Origin of the sequence: Micromonospora sp. NPDC023888 (assembly GCF_040639415.1) — a bacterium.
Taxonomy (GTDB): Bacteria; Actinomycetota; Actinomycetes; order Mycobacteriales; family Micromonosporaceae; genus Micromonospora.
The window spans coordinates 127010-148635 of record NZ_JBEZZW010000002.1; the positions used below are offsets into that span (position 1 = coordinate 127010).

Annotated in this window: 21 protein-coding genes; 18 read left to right on the forward strand and 3 right to left on the reverse strand. The window is 71.2% G+C overall.

Going from position 1 to position 21626, the window contains the following annotated elements; all coding sequences use genetic code 11:
- The first annotated feature begins 263 nt into the window (after positions 1–263).
- The 5 genes from AB0F61_RS02065 to AB0F61_RS02085 all read left to right on the forward strand — a co-directional run bounded on the left by AB0F61_RS02065 (position 264) and on the right by AB0F61_RS02085 (position 5765).
- Positions 264–2807 (forward strand): bifunctional FO biosynthesis protein CofGH, encoded by a 2544-nt coding sequence (locus tag AB0F61_RS02065; protein WP_357802368.1) that lies wholly within the window; start codon positions 264–266, stop codon positions 2805–2807.
- Positions 2808–2970: 163 nt separating this feature from the next.
- On the forward strand, positions 2971–3249 hold the full coding sequence (locus AB0F61_RS02070; RefSeq protein WP_357802371.1) for a hypothetical protein: 279 nt from the start codon (positions 2971–2973) through the stop codon (positions 3247–3249).
- Between the two features lie 51 nt (positions 3250–3300).
- Positions 3301–4698, forward strand: a complete 1398-nt coding sequence (locus tag AB0F61_RS02075) for a DUF4331 domain-containing protein (protein WP_357802373.1) — start codon at positions 3301–3303, stop codon at positions 4696–4698.
- Positions 4699–4719: 21 nt separating this feature from the next.
- Positions 4720–5049 carry a phospholipase gene (locus AB0F61_RS02080; RefSeq protein WP_357802375.1) on the forward strand — a complete coding sequence of 110 codons (330 nt, stop codon included), beginning with the start codon at positions 4720–4722 and terminating at the stop codon, positions 5047–5049.
- A 458-nt stretch (positions 5050–5507) separates the two neighbouring features.
- The gene (locus AB0F61_RS02085) at positions 5508–5765 is read left to right on the forward strand and encodes a WhiB family transcriptional regulator (RefSeq protein WP_007455784.1); all 258 of its coding nucleotides are present in this window, start codon (positions 5508–5510) and stop codon (positions 5763–5765) included.
- Positions 5766–5819: 54 nt separating this feature from the next.
- On the opposite strand, the gene AB0F61_RS02090 is transcribed toward AB0F61_RS02085, so the two are convergent.
- Positions 5820–6269 (reverse strand): metallopeptidase family protein, encoded by a 450-nt coding sequence (locus AB0F61_RS02090; RefSeq protein ID WP_110562108.1) that lies wholly within the window; start codon positions 6267–6269, stop codon positions 5820–5822.
- 153 nt (positions 6270–6422) lie between these two features.
- Here AB0F61_RS02090 and AB0F61_RS02095 point away from each other — a divergent pair, with 153 nt between their 5' ends.
- The 6 genes from AB0F61_RS02095 to AB0F61_RS02120 all read left to right on the forward strand — a co-directional run bounded on the left by AB0F61_RS02095 (position 6423) and on the right by AB0F61_RS02120 (position 10600).
- Positions 6423–6794: a DUF3499 domain-containing protein gene (locus AB0F61_RS02095; protein WP_357802377.1), complete on the forward strand. Its 372-nt coding sequence runs from the start codon at positions 6423–6425 to the stop codon at positions 6792–6794.
- A 458-nt stretch (positions 6795–7252) separates the two neighbouring features.
- Positions 7253–7996 (forward strand): DUF5753 domain-containing protein, encoded by a 744-nt coding sequence (locus tag AB0F61_RS02100; RefSeq protein ID WP_357802739.1) that lies wholly within the window; start codon positions 7253–7255, stop codon positions 7994–7996.
- On the forward strand, positions 7987–8181 hold the full coding sequence (locus AB0F61_RS02105; protein WP_357802380.1) for a DUF397 domain-containing protein: 195 nt from the start codon (positions 7987–7989) through the stop codon (positions 8179–8181). Before AB0F61_RS02100 ends, AB0F61_RS02105 begins: the two co-directional genes overlap by 10 nt.
- 247 nt (positions 8182–8428) lie before the next feature.
- Positions 8429–9685, forward strand: a complete 1257-nt coding sequence (locus AB0F61_RS02110; protein WP_357802383.1) for a GNAT family N-acetyltransferase — start codon at positions 8429–8431, stop codon at positions 9683–9685.
- Positions 9663–9932, forward strand: coding sequence for a zf-HC2 domain-containing protein (locus AB0F61_RS02115; protein ID WP_357802386.1), 270 nt, complete (start codon positions 9663–9665; stop codon positions 9930–9932). Before AB0F61_RS02110 ends, AB0F61_RS02115 begins: the two co-directional genes overlap by 23 nt.
- Positions 9933–9934: 2 nt before the next feature.
- Positions 9935–10600 carry a hypothetical protein gene (locus AB0F61_RS02120; RefSeq protein ID WP_357802389.1) on the forward strand — a complete coding sequence of 222 codons (666 nt, stop codon included), beginning with the start codon at positions 9935–9937 and terminating at the stop codon, positions 10598–10600.
- Here the strand turns inward: AB0F61_RS02120 and AB0F61_RS02125 are convergent.
- Complete coding sequence (locus AB0F61_RS02125; protein WP_357802391.1) at positions 10589–13528, reverse strand: hypothetical protein; 2940 nt, start codon at positions 13526–13528, stop codon at positions 10589–10591. The two genes, AB0F61_RS02120 and AB0F61_RS02125, sit on opposite strands and share 12 nt — an antisense overlap.
- A gap of 393 nt (positions 13529–13921) precedes the next feature.
- Between AB0F61_RS02125 and AB0F61_RS02130 the strand changes: the two genes are divergently transcribed.
- The 7 genes from AB0F61_RS02130 to AB0F61_RS02160 all read left to right on the forward strand — a co-directional run bounded on the left by AB0F61_RS02130 (position 13922) and on the right by AB0F61_RS02160 (position 20365).
- Complete coding sequence (locus AB0F61_RS02130) at positions 13922–14692, forward strand: G5 domain-containing protein (protein WP_357802741.1); 771 nt, start codon at positions 13922–13924, stop codon at positions 14690–14692.
- Positions 14693–15019: 327 nt separating this feature from the next.
- Positions 15020–15685 (forward strand): response regulator transcription factor, encoded by a 666-nt coding sequence (locus AB0F61_RS02135; protein ID WP_357802394.1) that lies wholly within the window; start codon positions 15020–15022, stop codon positions 15683–15685.
- Entirely contained in the window at positions 15682–16746 is a 1065-nt protein-coding gene (locus AB0F61_RS02140) for a HAMP domain-containing sensor histidine kinase (protein WP_357802396.1), read from the forward strand. Before AB0F61_RS02135 ends, AB0F61_RS02140 begins: the two co-directional genes overlap by 4 nt.
- A gap of 71 nt (positions 16747–16817) precedes the next feature.
- A complete protein-coding gene (locus AB0F61_RS02145) occupies positions 16818–17831 on the forward strand; it encodes a pyridoxal-phosphate dependent enzyme (protein ID WP_357802399.1) in 1014 nt (337 codons plus the stop codon).
- Positions 17828–18958: a D-alanine--D-alanine ligase family protein gene (locus AB0F61_RS02150; protein WP_357802402.1), complete on the forward strand. Its 1131-nt coding sequence runs from the start codon at positions 17828–17830 to the stop codon at positions 18956–18958. Before AB0F61_RS02145 ends, AB0F61_RS02150 begins: the two co-directional genes overlap by 4 nt.
- Positions 18955–19632, forward strand: a complete 678-nt coding sequence (locus tag AB0F61_RS02155) for a M15 family metallopeptidase (RefSeq protein ID WP_357802405.1) — start codon at positions 18955–18957, stop codon at positions 19630–19632. Before AB0F61_RS02150 ends, AB0F61_RS02155 begins: the two co-directional genes overlap by 4 nt.
- A gap of 58 nt (positions 19633–19690) precedes the next feature.
- Positions 19691–20365 carry a hypothetical protein gene (locus AB0F61_RS02160; RefSeq protein ID WP_357802407.1) on the forward strand — a complete coding sequence of 225 codons (675 nt, stop codon included), beginning with the start codon at positions 19691–19693 and terminating at the stop codon, positions 20363–20365.
- Positions 20366–20375: 10 nt separating this feature from the next.
- Here the strand turns inward: AB0F61_RS02160 and AB0F61_RS02165 are convergent, their stop codons facing one another.
- A complete protein-coding gene (locus tag AB0F61_RS02165; protein WP_357802410.1) occupies positions 20376–21617 on the reverse strand; it encodes an SUKH-3 domain-containing protein in 1242 nt (413 codons plus the stop codon).
- Between the last annotated feature and the right edge of the window lie 9 nt (positions 21618–21626).

The following is a 21626-nucleotide window of genomic DNA, read 5'->3' on the forward strand; positions in this document are numbered from 1 at the left end:
AGGTGTTCGGGTTCGCCTTTGCTCTGCTGCCCCGGAGGCACCCCCCCGGGTGTCCGGATATCGGACGTCCCGGGGGTGGTGCCTGGGTGGGTGCAGAGCAAAGGCGGCGAGGCGTGGATGCTTGCCCCCTCGTCCCACTGTCGGGTCGGGCGTCGGGCGTCGGGCGTCGGGGGTCCGGGGCGGGGCGGCGCCCCACCGTGCCCTTTCCCACGGTGCGGGCCGGGACTGGCGGGGCGGGCTCGCGCTGCGCATAGGCTGAGCGGATGGTTGATCGCACCCAATCTGGCCCGAGTGACGCAAGCGTGCGGCGGGCCCTGGGCCGGGCCGCGACCGGGCGGGCGCTTGATGTCGACGAGGCGACGGCACTGCTGTCCGCCCGTGGTGACGCCCTCGACGAGCTGCTCCGCGTGGCCGGCGGAATCCGGGACGCCGGGCTGCGTGACGCCGGGCGGCCGGGCGTGGTCACGTACTCGAAGAAGGTCTTCATCCCGTTGACCCGGCTCTGCCGGGACCGCTGCCACTACTGCACGTTCGCCACCGTGCCGCACCGGCTGCCGGCGCCGTTCCTGGACCGCGACGAGGTGCTCGCCATCGCGCGCGCCGGTGCCGCCCAGGGCTGCAAGGAGGCCCTGTTCACGCTCGGTGACCGGCCGGAGGAGCGCTGGCCGGCGGCCCGGAGCTGGCTCGACGAGCGCGGCTACGACTCCACTCTGGACTACCTGCGGGCCTGCGCGGTGGCCGTGCTGGAGGAGACCGGGCTGCTGCCGCACCTCAACCCGGGCGTGCTGTCCTGGTCGGAGCTGCAACGGCTCAAGCCGGTCGCCCCGAGCATGGGCATGATGCTGGAGACCACCGCGACCCGACTCTGGTCGGAGCCGGGCGGCCCGCACTACGGCTCACCGGACAAGGAGCCGGCGGTCCGGCTACGCGTGCTCGACGACGCCGGCCGGGTCGGGGTGCCGTTCACCACCGGCATCCTGATCGGCATCGGCGAGACCCCGGCCGAGCGGGTGGACGCGCTCTTCGCGATCCGCCGCGCACACCGGGAGTACGGCCACCTCCAGGAGGTGATCGTGCAGAACTTCCGCGCCAAGCCGGACACGGCCATGCGCGGCATGCCCGACGCGGAGCTGCACGACCTGGCCGCCACGGTGGCGGTGGCCCGGCTGCTGCTCGGCCCGAAGGCCCGGATCCAGGCCCCGCCGAATCTCATCGCCGGCGAGTACGACCTGCTGCTGCGCGCCGGCATCGACGACTGGGGCGGCGTCTCGCCGCTCACCCCCGACCACGTCAACCCGGAACGTCCCTGGCCGCAGATCGAGGAGTTGGCCCGGCACACCAAGCTGGCCGGGTTCACGCTGCGGGAGCGGCTGACCATCTACCCGGAGTACGTGCGCGCTGGTGACCCGTGGCTCGACCCGCGGCTGCTGCCGCACGTCAACGCGCTTGCCGACCCGGGCTCCGGCCTGGCGGTCGAGTCGGCGATGCCGCAGGGGCGACCCTGGCAGGAGCCGGAGGAGGTGTTCGGCGGGCGGGTCGACCTGCACGCCACCATCGACACCACAGGTCGGACCGACGACCGGCGCGGCGACTTCGACAGCGTCTACGGTGACTGGTCCGAGGTCGCCGGCAAGGTCACCCCGGAGGCGGCCGCGCGCGCAGCGGGCGTACCCCCGGTGCCGGCCGCGGGCGGCGCGGACCGTGACCTGGCGGCCGGGTTGCGGCTGGCCGCCGACGACCCGGCGGCGTTGCTCGATCCCCGGCACGCCGACGCCGCGCTGGCGTTGTTCGGCGCGGACGGGCCGGCGCTCGACGCGTTGTGCCGGCTCGCCGACGACGTACGCCGTGACGCCGTCGGCGACGACGTCACCTACGTGGTCAACCGCAACATCAACTTCAGCAACGTCTGCTACGTGGGCTGCCGGTTCTGTGCCTTCGCCCAACGTGAGCGGGACGCCGACGCGTACCGGCTCTCCGTCGACCAGGTCGCCGACCGGGCCGAGCAGGCGTGGGCCGCCGGTGCCAGCGAGGTGTGCCTCCAGGGCGGCATCGACCCGAAGATGCCGGTCACCGGGTACGCCGACATCGTGCGTGCGATCAAGGCCCGGGTGCCGGAGATGCACGTGCACGCGTTCTCACCCATGGAGATCGTCACCGCCGCCGCGAAGGCGGGCGTGCCGGTGCGCGAGTGGTTGACGCGGCTGCGCGAGGCCGGGCTGGACACCATCCCCGGCACCGCCGCGGAGATCCTCGACGACGACGTGCGCTGGGTGTTGACCAAGGGCAAGCTCCCGGCCGCCGCCTGGGTCGACGTGGTCAGCACCGCCCACGAGCTCGGCATCCGGTCCAGCTCCACGATGATGTACGGCCACGTCGACCACCCCGGGCAGTGGCTGGCGCACTTCCGGGTGCTGGCCGGGGTGCAGGACCGCACCGGCGGGTTCACCGAGTTCGTGGCCCTGCCGTTCGTGCACACCAACGCCCCGATCTACCTGGCCGGCATCGCCCGCCCCGGGCCGACGTGGCGGGAGAACCGGGTGGTGCACGCCATGTCCCGGCTGCTGCTGCACGGTCGCATCGACAACATCCAGTGCTCCTGGGTGAAGCTCGGCGACGAGGGCACCGTGGCGATGCTCCAGGGTGGCTGCAACGACCTGGGCGGCACCCTGATGGAGGAGACCATCTCCCGGATGGCCGGCTCCGACAACGGGTCGGCACGTACCGAGGAGCAGTTGCGGGCAATCGCGAAGGCCGCCGGACGGCCGGCGCGCAAGCGGTCGACTGCGTACGGTCACGCCCGGCCCTGACGTCGAACCTTTCCCCGCCGCCGGCCGTACCACGCGGTGCCGGCGGCGGTCGCGGCCAGGACCACCGCCGGTGTCCCTTCAGGGGCCCGGCGGCGTCGATGGACGGCGTCGGACCCGTCCGTCCCCGCGGGCGCGTACCGCGCCGCCGCCGGAAAGGTTGCCCATGACCAGTGATCAGCGGAAGCGGCAGTGGCCGCGACTGACCCGCCGGCAGACGTTGACCGCCGCGGCCAGCGCCACCCTCGGCGCCGCCGCGCTCACCGTGCCGGGCCTGTCGGCCGCGCAGAACGCCCCCGGCGCGGCCGGGCGTGCCGACGAACCGATAGTCGTGCATCTGCGCGATGCCAAGTCCGGAACGATGGACGTCTTCGTCGGTGAGACGCGCATCGAGGTACGCGACCGCGGCCTGGCGGACCGGCTGCGGCGCGCCGCCCGGCGCTGACCCGGCACTCCGCACTGCCATCCTGTCCCCGCCCAGTGAGGTTGGTCCGCCATGTCTTCCCACCGCGAGGCCCCGGAGATAGCCAAGGATCCGGTCGCCGACAGCTCCGACCTGTACGCGTTCGTCAGCCCCGACAAGCCCGACACGGTCACGTTGATCGCCAACTACGTGCCGTTGCAGTTGCCCTCCGGAGGCCCGAACTTCTTCGAGTTCGGCGACGACGTGCGCTACGAGATCCATATCGACAACGACGGCGACGGTCGTCCGGATGTCACCTACCGGTTCGAATTCACCACCGAGATCACCAATCCGAACAGCTTTCTCTACAACACCGGCCCGATCGAGTCGCTCGACAGCAGGAACTGGAACCGGCGGCAGTTCTACAGCCTGACCCGGGTGGCCGACGGCCGGGAGCACCGGTTGGCCCACAAGCTGCCCTGCCCGCCGTGCAACGTCGGCCCGCTGTCCACCCCGAAGTACGCCGAGCTGGTGCGGCAGGCGACCTACTCGCTCTCCACCGGGGAGCGGGTCTTCGCCGGGCAGCGCGCCGACGGCTTCTTCGTCGACCTGGGGGCGATCTTCGACCTCGGCACGTTGCGGCCGTTCCAGCAGCTCCACGTCGCCGGTAAGAAGATCTTCAAGGCTGAGGGCGAGCCGGTGAACGCCACCGACCGGATGAACGTGCACAGCATCGCCGTGCAGGTGCCGCTGAAGCAGGTGCGCCGCCGCGCCAACCGCTACGGCACCGGTGACGCGGCGTCGGTGATCGGGGTGTGGACGTCAGCGTCGCGCCGGCAGGTGCGGGTGCTCGGCGACCGGGGTGGCGCGGACACCGCGACCGGGCCGTTCACACAGGTCTCCCGGCTGGGCAATCCGTTGTTCAACGAGGTCATCGTGCCGATGTCCAAGAAAGACCTGTGGAACTCGCTGCCGCCGTCGGAGGACAAGCGGTTCGCCCGGTTCGTCGAGCAGCCGGAGCTGGCGGCTCTGCTGCCGGCGCTCTACCCGGACGTCTTCCCGAATCTGGACAGGCTCACCAAGGCGAAGAAGGCCCGCGCGGACCTGGTGGCGATCCTGCTCACCGGCGTACCCGCCGGCCTGATCGACGGTTTCACGAACGCCACCGGCGACGTGCAGGCCGACATGCTGCGGCTCAACACCGCGATCCCGCCGACCCGGCAGCCGGACCGGTTCGGGGTGCTCGGTGGTGACCTGGCCGGGTTCCCGAACGGGCGGCGGGTCGGCGACGACGTGGTGAGCATCGCGTTGCGGGCGATCGCCGGGGTGACCGTGCCGCTCGTGGACAAGACGTTCCGCCCCGACGCGGCGGCGGCCGCGGTCACCCCCGGCCTGAGCGCCGCCGACGTGACCGCGCCGTTCCTCGGAAACTTCCCCTACCTGGGTACGCCGTACGACGGGTTCAACAACCCGCCGGCGGCGTCGTCCTGATCGGCACCGGGGGAGCGCAGCATGCACGAGCACGCGTACGGGCCGTCGGAGTCGGGGAGCGTCGTCCTCGATCTGGGCGGCGACACCGGTGCCCTGATCGTCTACACGGGCCGGGATCTGCACGGCCGGGAAATCGAGATCAGCCGGGACGATGATCGGCGGGTCCACTCCGCGGTGCGGGAGCGCCGGGTGCAGGACGGCTCGTTCCACAGTGCGGTCTATCCGGATCTTCCCGGCGGGATTTATACCGTCTGGTGGGACGAGAGTACGCCAGTGGGAACGGTTTCTGTCCACGGTGGAGGGATCGCCGAATTCGTGTGGCCCACCAGCGGTTTCGGGGTCGCCAGCTAGCACCTCCGATGCCGGTTTTGCACCGCGCCCCGTCCACATTGTGGGCGGGGCGTACGTGCTGTCCCCGACTCGACGGGCGGTCTGCGCCGCGCCGCGTTAACCTGTCCCCCACCAAGATCAGCTTTGGGGTGTGGGTGTCTGACGCCGTCCGGGTGGCGACTCGTCGGGGGAGCGCCACGGCAGAAAAGTCGGGCAACTCGCCGGAGAGGGCGTTACTCGGCCGGGGTCTGAATCGATAGGGCAGGTTGCGAGGCTGGACGGCCCGAGTGGCCGGCCGGGGGTGTCGGGAGGGCGACTCCATTATCAAGTTTGGCTTGACGGCGCACGCATTACACGCGTGTAATTTGAATGGGGTTGTTCGCACGGAACGCAACAAAACGGGACCGGACGGACAAGCACGCCTTTCGCGTGGGGGGTTGCAGCGGCGATGACGCCGGTGCGCGACAAGGAGGCATTTGATGGACGGCCAGCTTGAGGTGGCCGACCTGCTCGGAAACGCGCCGGAGTGGCAGGAGCGGGCATTGTGCTCGCAGACCGACCCCGAAGCGTTCTTCCCCGAGAAGGGCGGCTCAACCCGCGAGGCGAAGCGAATCTGCTCGCGGTGCGAGGTCAAGACGGAATGCCTCGAATACGCTCTCGGTCACGACGAGCGGTTCGGCATCTGGGGTGGGCTCTCCGAGCGGGAGCGGCGCAAGTTGAAGCGGCGGGCCGCCTGAGCGGTGAGGTCGGGGCGGTGGGGGCCGCCCGACTCACCCGTACGGGGGTCTGGCTCAGGCCAGCTCGTCGGGGTCGACCCCGAGCAGGTTCGCCACCTGTTCGATGATCACGTCATGCACGAGATCGGCGAGGTCCTCGCGGTCCATCGCCCGGAACTCCAGGGGCCGCCGGTACAGCACGATCCGCGGCGGCACCTCCTGCCGGCCCGGACGGCCGGGCAGCAGTCGGGCCAGCGGGACCTCGCCGTCCTCCAGCACGTCGGAGTCGTACACGTTCAGGTCCGGTGGGACGTCCTCGACCGCGAACTCGACCCCGGCCAGCTCCTTGGCGAACCGACGCTCAAGCGTCTCCACGGTGTCCAGGACCAGGTCGTCGAAGACCTCTGCCTTGGTCCGCGCCAGCGGCACGGTGGCCGGCACCAACCGCCCGCGCAGGCCGCGACCGTGCCGGTCACGGTGCACACGCCGGCCAGGGCCGGGGCGGCGGTGTTCCGGGCTCGTCATGACGCAAAGGGTAGCGCCCGCGCCGGGCTGGCCAGCGGCACCGCCGCTCCCGTGGCGCGGCGCGCCCAGAACGGCCAACTGTGATCACCGTGACGGGCGTGTCGCAACGCGAAGCGATGCGCTGGACCCGGTAATGGAGATACCCTGCCGCACGTGAGGTCACCACGGCGCTGCTCCCGTAACGGCTGCCCCCGGCAAGCGGTCGCCACATTGACCTATGTCTACAACGAGTCGACAGCGGTGGTGGGGCCGTTGGCGGCGTTCGCCGAGCCGCACACGTACGACCTGTGTGAGCCGCACGCCCGCAGCCTGACGGCGCCGCGTGGCTGGGACGTGGTCCGGCACGAGGGTGAGTTCGAGCCGCCGCCGCCCACCACCGACGACCTGGTCGCGCTCGCCGAGGCGGTCCGCGAGGCCGCCCGCCCGGCCCCCGCCCCTCGCCCCCCGGACCCGGACCAGCGCCACGAGAACCACCCCCAGACCGGCCGCCGAGGCCACCTCCGGGTAATCCCCCCGAACCACTAACCCCGCACCCGGCTCCCACCGGTCCCGCCCCCGGCCCCCGCACCCCCGCCCTTCCGTGTTGATCAAGAAGTTTGCGTCAAAAGCACGCCGGTTGATGACGCAAACCTCTTGATCAACAAGTGTCGCGGGGTGGGGTGCAGCCCGCCGGCGCCTTGGTCGACTCCGGATTGCTGATGTCGGGGTGTTGAGGGCGGGTTGATGCCGCGATATCGGTGAAGCCGAGTGGATCAAGCGCAGGAGGCGGCGCGGGGTCGGGTGGGGACGTTGGCGGGGCACCCGCGGGGCTTTTGGGGAGCGCGGTGGAAGTGCGCCAACACGTCTGACCGCCACACGCCGGTAGACGGCAGACATCGCCACGGAGCGTGGTTAGCATGCGCCGCAGCGTGCACCGATCCAGGCTTCGGTGTACCCCTGACGGGCAGGAGAGTCCGGTGGCGAACGAGGCGTTGCGGGTGGCGATGGCCGAGGCGGGGGAGACTGTCGAATCGCTTGCGGAAAAGGTTCGCATCCACCCGAAGACGGCCGCACGGTGGCTCTCCGTGGGGCACATCCCGCACCCGCGTACCCGGATCGCCGTGGCCCGGGTGCTGCGTCGGGACGCGGCCGACCTCTGGCCGGAGCCGTTCCGCCGCCGTGACCTGCCGTGGTTCCGACCGTGGGCCGAGCTCGAACAGGATGCCGCCTCGATCCGGTCCTACCAGCCGCTGCTCGTGCCGGGCCTGCTCCAGACCGAGGGGTACGCCCGCGCGGTGCTGAGCACCGGTGGCCTGGTCCCACCGTCCGAGGTGGATCTGATCGTCGCGGGCCGCCTCGGACGGCAGGCGGTCCTCGGCCGCGATGCCCCGCCACAGCTCGTGGCGGTTATCGACGAGGTGGTGCTGCGCCGGCTGGTCGGTGACCGCGCCGTGATGGCCGGGCAGTTGACCCACCTGGCGGCGGTCGCCGAGTGGGAGCACGTGCAGGTCCGGGTCATCCCGGCGGAGAGCCCGTGGCACACCGGTCTGGCGGGGCCCTTCGTGCTGGGCCGGCTGCCCGACGGGACGGAATTGGCGTATCTCGACAACCAGCTCCGCGGTCAGGTCGTGACCGATCCCGTCGACGTCGCTAGCCTGGGTCGCAGGTGGGAGAGCGTCACCGGTGAGGCGTTACCGCAGCGCCGGTCGACCGAGCTGATCAGGGAAGTGGCGACGACATGGACATGACCGACGCCCGCTGGCGCACCGCGACCCGCAGCAGCAACAACGGCGGCGATTGCGTCGAGGTGGCCGACAACCTGCCCGGTCGGGTGCTGGTGCGCGACAGCAAGGACCGCGACGGCGGCACCCTGGCCTTCGCGCCGGCCGCCTGGTCGTCCTTCGTCCACTCTGTCCGCCGGTCCGGCCGCTGAATCGACCCCGCGCCACGGCCGCGTCGGTGCCATACTTCCGCGCGGGAGGGCCGGGGCGCGGAGGCGGCCGACCGCCGCTTCAGCCGCTGAACCGACGCTTGGCCACGGCCGCTTCGGTGCCACGCCTCGGCGTGGGGAGGGCCGGAGCGCAGAGGCAGCCCGCGCCGGCCGACCGCCCCTTCAGCCGTCTGGTGCGTCGGTGCCAGGCCACTTGCGGCGGCCAGCACCCAGAACCGAGGATGGTGGGATGACGCCAGCGACGGTTGACACGGCCATCGGGCGCATCGAGCTTCGTGATCTGCACGACCAGCCCGACCTTGATCTGCTGCGGCGAGCCTACGTCGACATCCTGGTGCCCAGCTTCCCCGCGCACCAACTGGACGACATCGACGTCCTGGTGGAATCGAGCACGACGTTCGTCGGCGTGGCGTTGCACGACGGAGCGCCCGTCGGCGCGATGGTGGCCGAACCAGTCGGCGGAGTTCTGCTGCTGAGCTACCTCGCGGTGCGACCGGGGATCCGCGGTGGCGGCATTGGCGGTCTGCTGGTGGGCCGCCTGTTGCCCGCCTGGCGGGAGCGCTCGGGCGGCGCTGTGGTCCTCGCCGAGGTCGAGGATCCGCGGCTGCACGCGGCCGGTGAGTTCGGTGATCCAGCCGCGCGGCTGCGGTTCTACCAACGGGCGGGTTTCGGCATGCTGCCGGTCCCCTTCGCCCAACCTCGGCTTCGTCCCGACGCGCTGCGGGAGCCTGGCATGTTCCTGGCCGTTCAGCCGAGCGACGCGGCAGTGCCGAAAGACGTGGTGACGTCCTTCCTCATCGAGTATTTCGAGTCAGCGGAAGGGCCCGAGGTGCACGATGATCCTGAGTTCAACGCCCTCGTCGCCGTCGTCGAACGCCAGGGGTCCGAGCTGACTCCGCTGGCCCTGGACCAGCATCCCAGCGTCCCCCCGTTGGACGTGGCTGTCGAACTGCTGCGCCGCGATTACCCGACGACAGCCAGCGCCCTGGATCTGCTGGCGACCGATGGCCGCGCGGGGCCGGTGCTCGACGAGGTCTGGGCGGGGGTGCTGGCCAGGCTGCTCGCCGGGGAGCGCATACCCCGGCCGGGGGTCGTCGTGGTGGCCGCACTGCTCGACGCGCTGTCGGATGCCGGGTTGCTCTTCGTCTCGTCGGACCCCGTCGACGCGGACGTGCTCCAGTGGTGGTTCCTCGGCGAGGATGATCCGTGGGCGGGCTGGTGGCGGAAGGATCCGCCGAGCTGGGATGGGGCGCTCCCACCACGTCCGCTTGTCGCGCTTACCGTCCGGCGGTTGCCTCCGCTGCCGAGGGTCGCGGTCATCCTCTCCGACGTGCTCGGCGTCGCGCCGGCCGACGCGGCGGCTTTCGTCGGTCACGACGAGCAGGCCTACCTGGAGCTTCTTGGTGCGGCCCGGACCGAGGTGGTCGCCCTCATCGATCGGGAGCTCGACAAGGAGGAGAGCGGTGGACACCTTCCTGCGATGTGACTCCACGGTGTCACTGACCGCGCGCCTGATCGACGGCACTGTCGCTGCCGACCGGCGGGAGCTGGTCGAGCTGCATCTGCTGGTCTGCCCCGCCTGTCTGAGCCACGTGGGCAAGGTGCGAGACCTCCGGGCGAGCCTTTCCAGCCTGCCGGGTCGGCCGGCGCCGGAGCATCTCGTCGCCTTGGCCGCCGGGAACGCCGCCGCCGGTGCCACCGCGCCGGCCACCGACCCGGCCGAGCGCACCTGACCATGAATTACTACAAATTTCTGGCCGCTGGACAGGTAGCGCCCTTCTCCGGCCAGACCTGGTCGACCGACTGGCTGGAGGCGACCGCGACCGTCCCCTGCGTACGCGGGCTGCACGCGTGTCGCGTTGAAGACCTGCCCTACTGGTTGCACGACGAGCTGTGGCTGATCGAGTTGGAGGGCCCGGTCACCGTGGCGGGCCACAAGGTCGTGGCCCAACGTGGGCGGCTGGCAGCGCCCGTGCCGCAGTGGGACACCGATGCCGGCGCCGCCTTCAAGCGGGTGTGCGTGGGGCGGACGGCCGCCCACGCCGCGGCCGAGTACGGCGACCCCGACGGCCACCTGTTGACCGAGGTGGCGGATCGGCTGCTGGCACCGGGCAACCGTCGCACCGAAGCCGACCCCTTCGTCGGGGTGAGCGAGCTGGCCCTGCACCTGCAGAGGGCGGCGGCGCTGTCCGGCCGGGAAGCTGCCGCGCTGCTCTGCGGTTACCTGGCCGATGCCGTCGAGATGGCCCGGACCTACCCCGTTCCGGCCCTCGGTTACGTGGCCGCGCGGGCGGCCCAGGCCCGTCGACCGGATCCCACCGAGGACCGGTACGAGGCGGAGCGGCGGTGGCAGACGGGCTGGCTGGTCGACCGGCTTGAGCTGGACATGTCAGTCGGCTGAGCCGGCCACCAGCCTGCCGGCCAGCTCGTCGACGCGGTCCAGTTCGGCAGTGATGTCCAGGTCGAGGTGTTCGACGACATCCCCCCAGTGGTCGATGAAGGTGCCGGAACGGCGGTACAGCTCATCGTCGTGGGGCCCGCGTGGCAACAACCGCTCGACCACCTGTTTCCTGGCCTCCACGGACCCGCTGCCCGCGTCGAGGTCCGGTTGGCCGGTCAGCAGCGCCTGGCCGGCGGTGGGCTCGACCAGAGCCGTCAGGATGGCGTCCCGGCGAGGATCCGGCCACCAGTCGGCAAGCCGGGCGGCGGCCCGGGACGTCATCTCGGCGTAGAACTGGCTTGTGTACTCGTCCGGCCCACTCATCGCCGGGCTCAGCGGGTCGTCCGTCAGGTGGAACACGAAGGCCCGCTTCACCGCCTGGCCGTACTGCTCCGCGGCGATGGTCCGGTCCGTGTCGGAGAAGAGGTCACCGAGCAGTCGGTGCAGATTGGCAAGCAACTCCGACTCGGACTCGCCGGCTTCGGCCAGCTTGCGGACCCACCCGCTCGACTGCCGGCACCGCGCACCGGCGGACGGGCGATCACCGGCACCGAGCGCCACCTCGGCCCACTCGAAGTAGATCCAGGCGAGAAGCCACTCGTCGTCGAGGTCGAGGAACTCCGGCTCGAGCCTCCGGTACGCGGCGTCGGCAACGGCGAACTGCCTGTCGTACCAGTACGAGTGGGCGTTGAAGACGCCGAGGTAGAGCCACGCTTTGCGGCGGATCTCCTGGACCTCTGCCGAATAGCGCGCATCCCGCCATCCGTTGCGAACGCCGCACAGGTTGCCGATCGTGCGCAGCGCGTGGCGCACCTCCGTCCAGTGTGCGCCGGCCGGCTTGTCCGGGCCCGTCGGATAGTTCTCGTGGAAGCGGCGCAGCTCCTTGACCAGGTCGCGGTCCAGATCGTCGCGGGTCGCCCGCTGCCAACTGTCCAGTAGCTGGTGGCAGAAGGAGAAGTCGACGTAGAGCGCCCACCACCAGAATGCCTCCAGGAAGAGCACGATGAACTGGGCGCGAACGACTTCCCGTTCGTCGACGAGCCGGGCGGAGTGTGACAACCACTCGGCCTCGTACATTTGCCACACCACGTTCTCGTACTTGAACCAGGAGCCGTACACCGTGGATGTCTTGTCTTCCAGCGACATGATGCGCTCGTAGTAGTACGCGGCCGCGCGTCGGTGAATGTGCGCCCACCGCTCGGGCTGGAACTCCCGGAGCGCCTCGGCCATCGACGGCCGGATGAAGTCGTGCAGACGGAACCGCCCGACCACCGGCAGCGGATCGATCAGACCGAGGTGCTCGATTCGCCGTACCGCGTCGCCCACCCGGTCCGGGGCGGCCCCCAGCTCCTCGCCGGCAAGGATGGACACGAGCATCGGTACGTCGAAACTGTTGAGCAGGGAGGCGATCTCGGCCACCTGCCACACGTCCGGATTGCGCTCCGGTCGAATCACCGCCCGGACCAGATCGTCCACCTGCCGGTCGCCCTGCGAGAGTCGGCTCAGCAGACCCTGTAGGCGGTCCGGGTCCAGCGCCTCCTCGCGGTGGGCGTGCATGAACCGCACGACGAGGCTGAGCCCGTACGGGTGGCCGCCGGTGAAGCCGTACACCACGTCGGTCAGGCGTGCACCGACCTGGTCACCGAGATGGTGCGCCAGGTAGGCGCGTGTCTCGGCCGCGGTGAACCGGGGCAGTTCCTGGACGAGGGCCGGATCCAACACCTGTTGGCCGTGCTCGGCGAACTCGCGGGGCACGAGCGACAGCACCACAGTGGTGTTTGGTAGGCGGGCCGCGAGTCGGACGAACCACTGGCCCACCGCGTCGTCGATGAGGGTTTCGAAGCCGTCGATGAGCAGGACCGCCCGCTGGCCCCCGACGAAGGTGCGCCAGTCGGCGATGAACGCCTCGTCGACGCGTCGCTGAGCCTGGCGGATGCGCTCGATCGGGCTCTCGCCTCCGACATTCATCTCGAGCGCGGTGTTGGACAGCCTTCCCCACGTCTTGGCGGTGAACGTGTTGTTGACCGTGATGGTGTTGGCTGCGCTTCGCGTTGCCTCCGCCGCGATCATGAAACCGGGGAACTGCCGCGCCACCGCCTGCGCCAGATCCCCGAGAAACTGTGTGGACTTCTCCAGCAGGAGGGCGGAGACGACTGTTGTGGTGTCCGCGCCGTACTCGCCCCGATAGACCTCACTGAGCCCGTACGGCTCGGCTGTCATGTCCCCGCGAATGGGCATTACCACGACGTCCGGGAAGTCGCGCGTGATGGCCGTGCGTAACAGCCCGAGGAAGGAGGTCTTGCCCATGCCCTTCGCCCCGAGCACGGTGACCGTCCCGTTGAGGTTATGCCGGATGACGTCCAGCACCCGATCCAGTTGGTCGGTGCGGCTGACGAGGCCGTCCACCACCAGAACCGGCACGGCAGAGTGCGGTTGTGTCGCCTCGAACGTGACGGCATGAGCGGGTGCGGCAGCGGGTGCGGGACCGGACGTGCCCCGACTCGGCAGGTCTGCCCGAAGGGCCGGCGTGAGCGCGTCCGTCGGTGACTCTCTGGGTGTCGGCGCGGCCGGTAGGGGCGGCCCGCTCACCGTGATGTCCTCGATGGTCCCGCCGGTTGTCGCGCGGATGGTGGTGTTCCCGTCCGCCCCGGAGAGGAGGACCCGCCTGATCTTCCCACCGAGCCGGGCCAGGAAGGTGCGCTGCGTGCCGCCACCGGCGACGCCGGAGTTGAGGAGCGTGAGGGCTGCCAACACGAAGCTTCCGATGCCGGCGAGCCAGCTGAGCGCTTCGACACGATGGAGCTTCCAGGCGATCGCGACTCCGCCGAGGGTGAGGGCGGACGCGCCCAGGGCCAGGGTCCGCAATCTCCGTTTTGACGGTTCGGGCATGGCACCAGTGTGGACACTCGCGGGTGACGGCATCAATCGGCTGCCGGGTCCTTTCTGCGGCCCCGTCTGAGCCGATGCTCGCCAGCACGCGTCGCGGGTCGGTTCGACGCGGGCAGCACGCTGAACCCGCCTGCTGACGGCATTTCGACACATCACCCGTCGTCCTTCGACGAGTCGCCGCGCGAGGGCGCGCCGCGTGCGATTTGCGGCTCTTGTTGACAAATGCAGCCGAACGATCGGCCCTGGTCAGCCGGCCTGGAGGTTTGCCGCAGGTGCCGTCCCGTTGTCCGAGGCAGTGCCCATGGATCATCGGTGGGAAGCGAACGGCGCAGGTGACGAGCACGACGGAGGATCTTGCGCACGGTGTTTGCGACGACACTCATCGCCGTGACGATGCAACCACCGCAAGATCCGGGGCCGCCGTACCCGTCGTCGTTCGGGCAGGTGCCCCGCCCGAGCTGGTTCCGTCGGGCCAGTCCCGCCCGGCGGACCGCCGTGATCCTCGGCTCGGTGACCCTGTCGATCCTGCTGCTCTGCTGCACCGGCGCCGCCATCATCGGCGCGCTGGCCGGCGAGCCGGAGCCGACCAGGACCGGCACGGCCGCCGAGCAGGCGCAGCAGCCCATCGTGGCAGCGCCCGCCGAGCCGACCGGGGAGGCTTCCGCCCCGGTCGCCACGCCAACCGCCGCGGCCGACACGACCGAGCCCTCGCTGTCGGCCTCGCCGACCCCGTCGGATGCCGCGCCTGCGCCGGTCGTCAAGGTGACGACCGAGACGGAGCAGGCCACCGTCAGGTACGGCGAGAAGACCGTCAAGGACTCGTCAGTGGCCGAGGGCAAGCGGGTCGTCCGGACCAAGGGCGTCAACGGAGTACGAACCCTGACGTACGAGGTGACCACCGCGAACGGGGTACGGACGTCCAGGAAGCTGGTCAGGTCCACCGTGACGAAGCAGCCGGTGACCCAGGTCGTCGCCGTCGGCACCAAGAAGCCGCAGTCTTCGAACTGCGACCAGAACTACAGCGGCTGTGTTCCGATCGCCAGCGACGTCGACTGCGCGGGCGGCAGCGGTAACGGCCCCGCCTACGTCAGTGGCCCCATCCGGGTGGTCGGCGACGACATCTACGACCTGGACCGCGACGGCGACGGCACCGCCTGCGACTGAGCCACCCGGTGGTCTGCGCTCACGCAGCGTCACCCTGCCTGGAGATATACCTCTGAGTCGTAGCTACGGCTCAGAGGTATATCGCTTGTTAGGCGGAGCGCCCCACTGCCTGGTGACGCAATTCACCCTCGATCGTCGCCCGTCGGGTTTTTTGGGACAGATGGCGCGGGAGGTCGGCGGCCGGCACGAACCTGACGGCCCCCCGGATCACGGTGACTTGTCCCCCGGGCGATGCCGTGGAGGATGGCGTTCGCGGGTGCTTACGGAACCCTTAACCCGGGCCTGCGACGGTATGCCGGGCAGGCCGAACTCGGGGGAGCGGAAAACGTGCGGGTGCTGGTGGCGGACGACGAGCGGTTGTTGGCGGACATGGTGGCCGAAGGGCTGCGCCGCCTGTCGATGGCCGTCGACGTCTGCTACGACGGCGACGGCGCGCTGGAGCGGATCGGGGTGCACCGCTACGACGTCGCGGTGCTGGACCGGGACATGCCCGGGCACACCGGCGACGAGGTGTGCCGCAGCATCACCGACTCACAGGTCGGCACCCGGGTGCTGCTGCTCACCGCGGCGGCCGGCATCCGGGACCGGGTGGAGGGGCTCGGGCTCGGTGCCGACGACTACCTGACCAAGCCGTTCTCCTTCGCCGAGTTGGTGGCCCGGGTGCAGGCCCTCGGTCGACGGTCCACCCCGGCGCTGCCACCGGTGCTCAGCCAGGACGGCCTGACGCTTGACGTGGGCCGGCACGTGGCTACCCGGGACGGCCGGCCGCTCACCCTGAGCCCGAAGGAGTTCGCGGTACTGCACGTGCTGCTGCGGGCCGAAGGGCAGGTGGTGAGCGCCGAGGAGTTGCTGGAGCAGGCCTGGGACGAGTTCGCCGACCCGTTCACCAACGCGGTACGGGTCACCGTGATGACGCTCCGGAAGAAGCTCGGCGATCCGACGATCATCCACACCGTGCACAAGGCCGGCTACCGGATCGGCGGTACGGCGTGACCTGGACGCCCCGACGTCGGGTGCTGCTCGTGGGCCTGCTGGCGCTGCTGGCCGGGCCGGTGCTGCCGACGATGGGCAAATGGCTGACCGGGGTGACCTGGACCTGGGGGCAGCAGTTCTGCGACGTGCCCCTGCCCGGGCTCAGCACGGTCTGTGCCGACGTGCGGCCCGGGGCGTTCGTGCTGCCCCTGGTGGCCGTCCTCCTCGTGACCGTGGCGGTCCTGGTGGCGCTCTGGTTCGGCGCGGTGTGGTGCCTGAGCCCGGTCCGTGACCTGGCCGGGGCGATCGGGCACGTCGGCCCGCAGAACCTCGGTCACCGGATCCGCCCTCGGGGGAGCGACGAGCTGGCCCGGCTGTCCCGGGCGATCGACGAGATGATGGAACGCATCTCCGCCGGGTACGAGGGCCAGCGTCGGTTCGCCGCGAACGCCTCGCACGAGCTGCGTACCCCGCTGGCGGTGCAGCGGACGCTCATCGAGGTCGGCATGGCTCGGGCGCTCTCCGGTGAACAGTTGGAGCTGTTGACCGCCCAACTGCTGGAGACCAACGAACGCAACGAACGGCTGATCGAGGGTCTGCTCGCGCTCAGCGAGAGTGACCAGGGCCTGCGCTCGCGGATACCGCAGCGCCTCGACGCGATCGTCGAGGCGGTGCTCGCCGGATACCAGGACCGCGCCCGGGAGGCCGCGGTCACCATCGACACCCACCTCGCGCCCCGGGTCGTCGTCGGCGAGCGGGTGCTGCTGGAGCGCCTGGTCAGCAACCTGGTGGAGAACGGGATCAAGTACAACCGGCCGGGCGGCTCGCTGACCGTCACGGTCAGCGGGGTGCCCGCGCTGTCCGTGGTCAACACCGGTCAGCCCGTGCCGGCCGAGGCGGTGGCCGGTCTCTTCGAGCCGTTCCGCCGACTCGCCCGGGACCGCACCTCGCAGGGCGGAGGGGCCGGTCTCGGCCTGGCCATCGCCCGCTCGATCACCCAGGCGCACGACGGGATCATCGCGGCCCGGCCCGCCGAACACGGGGGCCTACGGGTCGACGTCCAACTACCCAATGTGACCTAGCGCTTCACCACCGTTCCCCGGGGCCGCATACCGGCGGATCCGAGCCGTGGTGTGCCCGAGAGGAGAAACCGATGTCACGCACCGTTACCGACGCCCGAGTCGATGTGGAGGACGCCGCCCGCTGGCTGACCGGCCGCGTGGTCCGTACACCAGTGCTCCGGTCCCCGGTGATCGACGGACTGGCCGGGGCGCGAGTCCTGCTCAAGGCGGAGAACCTCCAGGGCGGCGGCTCGTACAAGATGCGTGGCGCGCTGCGGGCTGTTGGCCGGCTCGCCGCGGCCGGCCACACCGGGGTGATCGCGCAGAGCACCGGCAACCACGCGGTGGCGGTGGCGTTGGCAGCCCAGGAGCACGGGATCGCGGCGACCGTGGTGCTGCCGGTCGACGCGGCACCGACGAAGGTCGCCCGCGCCCGCGCGGCGGGGGCGCGGGTGGTCTTCGCCGGCACCAGCGTCGAGGAGCGGGTGGCGGCGGCCAACGGGTTGCACGACGAGAGCGGTCACCCCGTCGTCGACGCGTACGACCACCCGGACGTCATCGCCGGGCAGGGCACCGCCAGCCTCGAACTGATCGAGGAGGCCGAGCGCGCCGGTACCCCGCTGGACACGCTTGTCGTACCGGTGGGTGGTGGTGGCGGGGTCGCGGGCGCCTGCCTGGCCGCCGCCGGCAGGGGCATCGAGGTGTACGGCGTGGAACCGGTCGGCTGCGACTCGCTCGCCCGCAGTCTGGCGGCCGGTGAGCGCGTCCCGGTCGCGTCGGCGCCCACCATCGCGGACGGGCTGCGGCCGTCCTGCGTGGGTGAGCTGCCGTTCGCGATCGTGCGCAACGCGCTGCGCGGGGTCGTCCGGGTCGACGACGACGAGATCGCGGCGGCGTTCCGGCTGATCCTCACGGAGCTGAAGGTGCTCGCCGAGCCGTCCGGGGCGGCCGGCCTCGCCGGCGCGCTCCGGCTCGCCCCCGAAGCTGACCGGCAGCGGACCATCGGGGTGGTGCTGACCGGCGGAAACGTGGAGCCGGCGCTGGTGGCCCGGTTGCTGGTCCCCCCGCCCGCCGAGGTGCCGACCGGGGCAGCGGTGGCGGCGTGAGCGCGCCGACACGGATCGGAATCCTGTACGGCGGACCGTCGGCGGAGCACGAGGTGTCCTGCGCGTCCGCGCTCGGGGTGGCTCGGGCGCTCGGCGGCGGCGGTTACCGCACGCTCGCCATCGGCGTCACCCGCGGCGGCGGTTTCCGGCTGATGCCCGACGCGCTGCTTGCCGAGTTGCGGGACCGGCCGGCCGGCGAGCGGGCCATCGACGACCGCCTGCTGGTGACCGGCCCGGCCGTCGAGTTGCGGGCCGGTCCGCGTCCGGGCGTCGTGCAGGTGTCCGCCGGCAACGCCCCCGGCGCGGTGCACGCCGAACTGGACGTGGTCTTCCCGGTGCTGCACGGCCCGTTCGGCGAGGACGGTGTGGTGCAGGGGCTGCTGGAGTCACTGAACGTGCCGTACGTCGGGTGCGGCATCCTCGCCTCCGCGGTGGGCATGAACAAGGTGGCGATGAAGCGGGCGCTGCGCGCCGAGGGCATCCCCGTCACCCCGTACGTCACGTTCGACGCGCACACCTACCGGGCGGCCGACGACCCGGAGAAGCTGGTCGTCGGGCTGCGCCGGCCGCTCTTCGTGAAACCGGCGAACATGGGTTCCTCGATCGGCATCTCCCGGGTGGGCGAGGGCGACGACCTGGCCGCCGCCGTGGAGGAGGCACTTCACCACGACCCGCTCGTCATGGTCGAGCAGGGGGTCTCCGGCCGGGAGCTGGAGTGCGCGGTGCTCGGCGGCTGGCGTCCCGAGGCGTCGGCGGTGGGCGAGGTGCGGGTGGCCGGCGGGTGGTTCGACTACCAGCAGAAGTACTTCGGCGACACCGACCCGATGATCGTTCCCGCCGTGCTGCCGGACGAGGTGACCGCGCGGGTCCGCGAGTTGTCGCTGCGCGCGTTCGCCGCGATCGGCGGCTGGGGCCTGGCCCGGGTCGACTTCTTCTACGACGAGACGAGCGGTGAGCTGTACGTCAACGAACTGAACACCATGCCCGGGTTCACCGCGCACTCCATGTATCCGAAGGTGTGGGCCGCTGCCGGTGTCGGCTACCGGGAGGTGGTGGACCGACTCGTCGAGCTGGCCCGTACCCGACACGCGGAACGGACCGCGATCACCGTGAGGACCGTCAGATGATCCTGCTCTCCGATCCCCGGGTGGCGGCGGTGCCCAGCGCCGACGACGGCGACCCCCTGCTGGACCTGCGTGAACTCCCGGAACTGCGGCTCGACGGCCGCGCGGCCGACCCCGCCGGGGCGTACGCCCGGCTGCGCGCCGCGGTCGTGGACCGCCTGCTGGCCGCGCAGCGTGCCCTGCCCGCCGGGATGCGCCTGCTGGTCGTCGAGGGTTACCGGCCGTACCAGGCGCAGTTGGCGATCTTCACCGGCTACCGGGACGAGCTGCGGCGACGGCACCCGGACTGGTCCCCGCAACGCCTGCACCGGGAGACCACCAAGTTCGTCTCACCTGTCGAGGTGGCCCCGCACAGCACGGGCGGGGCGGTGGACCTGACGCTGTGCACCGACGACGGCGTCGAACTCGACCTGGGCACGGCCATCGACGCCACCCCGGAGGACAGCGACGACGCCTGCTTCACCGACGCGCCAACGATCTCCGCCACGGCCCGACGGCACCGGCAGATCATGGTGGACGCTCTCGGCGGTGCGGGGATGGTGAACTACCCGACCGAGTGGTGGCACTGGTCGTACGGCGACCGCTACTGGGCGCTGATGACCGGGGCGCCGCACACCCGGTACGGGCCGGTGGACCTGGCTGCCGCCCGATCGGTGCCCGTCCCGGCTGAACGGTAGGGCGCTCCCGTCCGTACCAGGGGAGGGAAAGACACCACCGAGGACGGGAGTGACGTCGATGAGGGTGCAGCGCAGGCACGTGCTGGCAGCGACCGTGGCGGTGCTCGCCGCGGCGGGTGTGGCGGTGGGGACCAACTTCGGCTTCGCCGACACCGCCCCGGCACGGTCGACCGTCTGCTCCGGCTCGGTCACCTTCTCGGCGGAGGGCGGTGCGCCGGCGGCGACAAGCGACCGTTTCCCGGTGGGTACCCGGCTGCGGGTGACGAACCTGGACAACAACCGGGCGGCCACCGTGACGGTGACGGGCCCGTCGGGTAGCTGTGTGCTGCTCAACGCGGCCGCCATGGACCTGGTCCGGGAGCCGGGCAAGAACGTGATCCGCCGCAACGTGGTGGAGCGGTTGGACGGTGGGGCGCCGCCGGCCGGGCAGTCGACCGCCGGCATGACCCGCCCCGGCGCTGCGTCGCCCGGGGCATCGGGTGCGGCTAGCCGCTCGGCCTGCTCCGGTGCGATCACCTTCTTCGCCGAGGGTGGCGTGCCGGCGGCGACAAGCGGGCAGTTCCCGGTGGGTACCCGGCTGCGGGTGACGAACCTGGACAACAACCGGGCGACCACTGTGACGGTGACCGGCCCGTCGGGTAGCTGTGTGCTGCTCAACTCCGCGGCCATGGAGCAGATCCGCGAGCCGGGCAAGAACCTCATCCGCCGCAACACCGTCGAGGTGCTCCGCTGACGCTGCCGTCTCAGTCGGACTGCCAGGTGCCGTCGTCGCGGACCCGGGCGGGGGCGCGGCCGAGCAGCAGCGTGGTGAGCGCCGCGTCGATGGTGTCGCCGAGGAACCACTCGCCGGCCTGATCGAGGGCGAAGACCCGGCCGCGCTCGTCCACCGCCAGGATGCTGTCCTGTTGCTCGGTGCCGATCGGGAAGAGTCGTACGCCGAGCACCGCCCCGAAGTCCGCGAGGGTGTCGGCGGTGTGCGCGATCGTGTGCGGGCGAATGTCGAAACGGGAGATCCACACCTGCTCGCCCCGACCGCGTCGGGCACCGACCAGGCTGGGGAACGCGGTGAGCGCCTCGACGGCTGCGGGAAAGACCGTGTGTTGGTGGTTAACCCCCCGCACCGCGGTGACATCGCGCACGGCGGCGGCGGCCATGAGCTGGTCCCCGATGTGCGGCCGCCAACCGGCCGCGACAAGCGCGTTGGCGACCTCCGCCGGAAAGCGGCCAGGATCAGGGTCGGGCTCCGCCGGGGCGCGCCAGGTCTCGGTGTACGCCCGAGCCGCGTCCGGCAGGACGTTGGCGCGCACCAGGAACGTGATGCACGAATCGCAGGGCAGGTCGGCGGGCCCACCGGCCGGGTCACCCGGCTCCCGGATCCGGAAGATCTCGAACCGGGCGTCCGCGAGCAGTGCCGCCGCCTCGGCCCGACCCATCGGCGCGATGCCCTCGGCGGCCCGGCGGTGGTCGTACTCGTGCAGCACGTCGGAGACCACGATCAGCTCGGCGTGGGCTTCGCCGCCACGGACCAGATCGCCCGGGGGCAACTGGTCGAGGTAGCCGCGGACCAGCGGGTGATGGTTGAGCGGGACGTCCGCCCTGGTGCCCTGGGCCGTCCAGATCCGGCCCTCGAGGGTCAGGTGCGCCGTGGTGTTCGGGGTGCCGATCCGGTGGATCTCCCGGTCCACAAGACTCGACGGGTCGACGGTGCGGGGAGCGGTCGGCCCGGCCGGCTGGCTGCGCCGGTACAGATCCGCCACCACATCGCTGGGCACCCGCGGCCAGGTGGTGACCCGGCCGGTCTGCTTGTCGATGACAGTCGTCGGCAGGTCCCCGGGGACCGTGCGCACCTCGGTGGGAACGACGGACGTGATGACGAAGCCGAGGTCGAACTCGTCGACCATCGCTGTGCACTCGTGGCCGAGGCGCTGCGAGTCGCGGCGGGCCCAGGTGGCCGCGAGCTGCTCGGCCTGTTGACGGTCGATCACGCACTGAAA